The following is a 5,265-nucleotide window of genomic DNA, read 5'->3' on the forward strand; positions in this document are numbered from 1 at the left end:
GAAGTCGCAGATCCAGGGCGACGAGCTGCGCGTGCAGTCCAAGAGCCGCGACGATCTGCAGGAAGTGCAGCGACTGCTCAAGGCCGCCGACCTCGACGTCGACCTGCAGTTCATCAACTACCGGTAGCCCACCTCGCCGTGAGCCCACCTTCGATTCTGTCGCGGTGATGGATCTTCGTGTGAGCTGACGACCCCGCGGGCGGTGGGCGCAGGCATGCGCGCCTCAGATGCGGGAAGCGGTGACCAAAAGGTACTCCCAGTTCATCGCGCCCTCGTGAAGGGACCGATCCCCCAGCGCGGCCAGCTCGGTGTCCAGTGCGACCACTTGGGCGGCATCCTCGCCGAGGAATCGGTACACGGCGATCGTGGGACCGTAATTGGCCTTGAAGAAGTCGCGGAACTCGGCGCCATCGGAGAATCGGCCTACGCGCAATGTCTGCTGTCGCGCAACCAGGTTCTCGACGCGGTCGCCGAAAAGTGACCGAACGTGATCGGCGCGTCCCCACAGCGGGGCCGGGGACGCTCCGGCGGGCGGCGGTGGCGCGTAGGGCTTCATCGTGGCGAACATCTGGCCGATGAAGCCCTCGGGGGTCCAGCTCAGCACGCCGACGGTGCCTCCGGGGCGGCAGACGCGCAGCAGTTCGTCGGCGGCTTGCTGATGGTGTGGGGCGAACATCACGCCGATGCACGAAAGGGCGAGGTCGAAGGTCGCGTCGGCGTGTGGCAATGCCTCGGCGTCGGCGGGCTGCCAAGTCAGTTCGAGTCCCTCGGCCATCGCCTCGGCTCTGCCCACCTCGAGGAGTTCGGGCGTCAGATCGGTAGCAGTGACGTGAGCGCCCCGACGCGCGGCGGGCAGGGCCGAAGTCCCGGTACCGGCCGCGACGTCGAGGACGCGCTGTCCGGGTTGCACGTCGAGGGTATCGACGAGGATGCGGCCAAGGGAGCCGACCACCTCGTCGGCGACGGCGGGGTAGTTCCCGCTTGCCCACATCGCGGCATGCCTCGCCTTCAGAGCCCGGTCTTCTGGCGTTGACGTCAAGGGTGCACTCGTGGAAGTCGGTCGAGTGCTGTATTGCATGGACATGGTTCCTCCGGAATTGGTTGTTGCCGCAACCGTAGGGATGGTCATCCGGATCGCACATCGGCGCCGACGCGCAACGAGGTCTCGGCGTCGACCGTCGAGTGGCGGCTGACGCGTAGCCGTCAGACGCCGGAGAGCAGCCGCGCGACGGCCGCCGTACGCGCGGTGCGTCCGTGCAGCCCGAGCTTCGCGTACACGTTCTGCAGATGCCGCTCGACGGTACGCACGGAGAGCGTCAGCTCGGCCGCAATCGCCTCGTTGTCATATCCCCCTGCAGCCGCGCGGAGGATCTCGAGCTCCCGGGGAGAAAGCGCCGAGGCCACGTCCTCCGCGGATGCGACGGGCGCGGCGTCCCTGTCGGGAGCGATGAAGTCCGTGATCTCGCGGCGCAGGACCGGCCACGCCGGTTCATCGGACAGGACGATGTGGTTGTCGCTGTCCAGCGCGACAAGCCGAGCGCCCTGGATGTGCGCGGCGAGATATCGGGCCTGCTCGAAACTCTTGATCTGGTCCCGAAGGCTGTGCACTACCAATGTCGGCAGGTCCAGTTCGCCTAGACGGCCGCTGGAGTCGATCATCTGGCGCTGGGACCGGGCTAGCACGGCCGTGTCCGCGTCGACGGCCATCTTCTGCAGCTCGTCGATCCAAACCATCTGCTCCTCGGTTCCGCCGGGGATCATCATGCTCGTGAACACCCGCCGAAACTCCGGCGTCGGGCGCCCCCACCCGACTTTGATCATCGCGTCGAACGCGTGACCCAATTCCAGCTCATTGGCCGACGGAACGCCGCGTGCTCCGGCGTCGCTCCCGTAGAAGATCAGTCGGGTCAGGCGCTCCGGATGGCGCGCTGCATACTCGATCGCCACCGGGCCGCCCTGCGCCATCGCAAGGAGAGCGAAGTGGTCGAACCCGGCGCCGTCAGCGACGGCCTCGAGGTCCGCGACGCGGGCCTGCAGGCTGTGGTCGGTCACATCACGATCTGACAACCCGTGTCCGCGCTCGTCGTAGCGGATCACCGTCGCGATGCGGCCGAGTTCAACCAGGAAGTGGCGCCAGACAGGGCTCTGCCAGTCGAACTGCAGATGACTCAGCCAGCAGGCGTCGATCAGCAACGGCGGACCGGCACCATGCAGGGCGTACGCGATCCCGACGCCGTCTGCGGAGCGCGCGAAACGGATATCCTGCACAGGATCCGTTTCCAGCGTCCCCACGCGACTCATGCTAGAAGCCCTGAGCGCTCAGCACACCCCCGTCATCGCCGAGCGGCATGCGCAGCCCGTCTCGACGGGTTCGGTCCTCGCCGTTCAGGTGCCGCAGAACGTGCGGTACGGGCCGAAGGCGTCGGGCGCCGGCTCGGCGTAGCGCTGCAGGCCGGGGCGCTCGGCGAACGGCGAGGTCACCGCCTCGAGAAGCTGCTCGAACGGCTGCAGGTCGCCTGCCGTTGCGGCATCCAGCGCCTCTTCCACGAGATGGTTGCGCGGGATGTAGACGGGGTTCGCGGCATCCATCTTGTCGGCGTCGGGAGCGAGCGCGAGCCAGCGTTCTGACCACAGGTCGAACGGACCGGGGTCGGCGAAGAGCGCGCGGGTGCCGGCGTCTCCGCGCGCGACGGCGCTCAACCGGCGGAAGAAGCCCGTGTAGTCGACGCGGCTGATGTGCAGCAGGTCGATCAAGTCGGTCAGAAGCGGCGTGGTCAACTCCTGGTCGGCGTCAGCCGGCATGCCGAGCTTGTCGAGCATCCCGCTGAACCAGGCCGCGTTGTACGCGTCGCGGAACCGACCGAGCTCATCCTGGGCCAGCTCGATCGCACGGTCGGTGTCGGGGTCGATCGTCGTCAGCAGGGTTTCGGCGAACCGGGCGAGGTTCCACTCGCCGATCAGCGGCTGCCGACCGAACGCGTAGCGCCCCTGCCGATCGATCGAGCTGTAGACGGATGCCGGGTCGAAGGCGTCCATGAAGGCGCAGGGGCCGTAGTCGATCGTTTCGCCCGAGATCGTCACGTTGTCGGTGTTCATCACGCCGTGGACGAATCCGAGCAGCATCCAGCGGGCGATGAGTGCCGCCTGCGCGTCGATCACAGCGCCCAGCAGTGCCAGCGACGGGTTCTCGGCATCGGTCAGGTGCGGGTAGTGCCGGTCGACCGCGTGGGCGACCAGGCGGCGCACGAGGTCATCGTCTCCGGTCGCGACGGCGTACTGGAACGTTCCCACACGCAGGTGGCTCGCCGCGACGCGGGTGAGCACCGCCCCCGGGAGCACCGTGTCGCGCTGAACGCCCAACCCCGTCGCGGTCACGGCGAGTGCTCGCGTCGTCGGCACCCCGAGGGCATGCATCGCTTCACTGATCACGTACTCGCGCAGCATGGGGCCGACCGCAGCGAAGCCATCGCCGCCGCGCGCGAACGGCGTGGGGCCGGATCCCTTGAGATGCAGGTCGCGCAGGCCGCCGTCGGCGTCGGTGACCTCGCCGAGCAGCAGCGCGCGCCCGTCGCCCAGGCGCGGCGAGTATCCGCCGAACTGGTGACCGGCATAGGCCTGCGCGACGGGGGCCGCGGTCTCGGGGACGAGATTGCCGGTGAGCAGCCCTACTCCCTCGCGGGTGCGGAGCGCTGCCTGGTCGAAACCCAGCTCAGCCGCCAGCGGCTCGTTCAGCACCAGCAGTCGCGCGTCCGGGAAGTCGGCGGCGGCCCATGGCACGGCCAGCTCAGGGAACTCGCGGGCGAACCGCGAGCCGAGGTCGACGGCGGTCTGCGGCGCGAGGCTCATGTTTCCAGGCTACGACCGGTGCGGGCCGTGCGGGCCGTTCAGTGCGGCGCAGGGGCGCGGGGCACCCGGTGCGCAAGCGCCGTGCAGGCGACGGCGGCGGGCTAGACGAGACCGAGACCGGGCACCGGCGTGCACAACGTCGGCAACCCTCTGCGCTCGCGGCAGATCACGGCCCTGTACCGCACCTCGCCGGCGGATCGGCGACGTTGTGCACGCGGGCCTCGCGCACCAACGCGCGTCAGGAGGAGACGATGCCGCGGGTGAGCAGCCCGTAGACCTCGTCGGCCGCAGCCTGCGGCTCGATGCCGTGCGTCACCAGCTGCACCCCGGCACCGAGCACCCCTTGCACGAGCGTGACCGTCGACCGGGATGCCGGCAGGCCCAGATCCCCCAGCACGCGGGTGAGGGGCCGCATGAGCGCGTCGTGCAGCGTCATGAGGTCTTCCATGCTGCTGGGGCTGAGGTTCGCGTCACGCAGCGAGCCGGCGATGGTGTGCCGGCCGTCGGCGGTCATCCGCATCGTGGCATCCACGAACGCGCGCAGTTCGGGAAGGCCACGCTCGGCGCCCTCCAGGATCAGCTCGATGTCGGCATCCCATCGCTCGATCGCATCGATCGCGATCGCGACGAGCAGATCGTCCTTCGACGGGAAGTAGTCGTAGAAGCTCGAGCGCTTCATGCCCGCGCGCTCGGACACGCTTCCCGGGTTCACCCCGGCCAGCCCCGTCTCTTGCAGCAGCTCCTCGCCCGCGCGCACGAGTGCGGCGCGCTGAGAGGCGCGGTGCTCGGCGACCGTCGGAGCGGTGATCTTGGGCATCCGGTAATTATCGTCCTGATCTGGGCCGGCCGCATGCAGCGGCGCGGCGGATGAAACGTCCTGAAGCGAGCGCGTCGCCCGCGACAGCCGGAGCTGCCGCGGGCGACGAAGGGACGCGAGGTGTCAGGCCGTGACGGGCGCACCCAGCCGGCCGTCGACCATCTCGAGCACGCGGTCGCAGTGCTCCAGCACGTCGCGGTCGTGGGTCACCATGACCACGGCGACGCCGGCATCATGAGCCCGGTCGGCGAGAAGCTCAACCACCTCGTGGCTGCGGCGACGGTCCAGCGCTGCCGTCGGCTCGTCCACCAGAAGCAGGCTCGGCTGGTTCACCAGAGCGCGGGCGATGCCCACGCGCTGACGTTCGCCGCCGGAGAGCTCCCCGGGGCGGTGACCGGCGCGGTGGCCCATGCCCACCGACTCCAGCACGGGGGCGGGGTCGACCTGGCGGTTGCCCGCCAGCCGCCCCGCCAGGCGCAGCTGGTCGGCAGCGGTGAGCGCGGGCAGCAGGTTGCCCGACTGGAACACGAACCCGATGTTGCGCAGGCGGAACCGCGCCCGCGTGCGCTTGGACAGGGTCGACAGGTCGGTGCCGTGCACGC

At 69.4% G+C, this 5,265-nt stretch carries 6 protein-coding genes; 1 reads left to right on the forward strand and 5 read right to left on the reverse strand.

Annotation, left to right across the window (positions count from 1 at the left end; genetic code table 11):
- The coding region (locus NQ160_RS17800; RefSeq protein ID WP_257515900.1) for a DUF520 family protein at window positions 1-127 on the forward strand (127 nt) is incomplete at its 5' end.
- Window positions 128-223: 96 nt separating this feature from the next.
- Here the strand turns inward: NQ160_RS17800 and NQ160_RS17805 are convergent.
- The 5 genes from NQ160_RS17805 to NQ160_RS17825 all read right to left on the reverse strand — a co-directional run.
- On the reverse strand, window positions 224-991 hold the full coding sequence (locus tag NQ160_RS17805; protein ID WP_306853681.1) for a class I SAM-dependent methyltransferase: 768 nt from the start codon (window positions 989-991) through the stop codon (window positions 224-226).
- Between the two features lie 212 nt (window positions 992-1,203).
- The gene (locus tag NQ160_RS17810; protein WP_374113673.1) at window positions 1,204-2,301 is read right to left on the reverse strand and encodes an alpha/beta fold hydrolase; all 1,098 of its coding nucleotides are present in this window, start codon (window positions 2,299-2,301) and stop codon (window positions 1,204-1,206) included.
- Window positions 2,302-2,385: 84 nt separating this feature from the next.
- Complete coding sequence (locus NQ160_RS17815) at window positions 2,386-3,846, reverse strand: protein adenylyltransferase SelO (protein WP_257516476.1); 1,461 nt, start codon at window positions 3,844-3,846, stop codon at window positions 2,386-2,388.
- 238 nt (window positions 3,847-4,084) lie between these two features.
- The gene (locus tag NQ160_RS17820; RefSeq protein ID WP_257516477.1) at window positions 4,085-4,663 is read right to left on the reverse strand and encodes a TetR/AcrR family transcriptional regulator; all 579 of its coding nucleotides are present in this window, start codon (window positions 4,661-4,663) and stop codon (window positions 4,085-4,087) included.
- 123 nt (window positions 4,664-4,786) lie between these two features.
- Window positions 4,787-5,265: ABC transporter ATP-binding protein (locus NQ160_RS17825; protein ID WP_257516478.1), on the reverse strand; the 479-nt coding region annotated here is incomplete at its 5' end.

Source organism: Microbacterium sp. zg.Y909, from assembly GCF_024626565.1.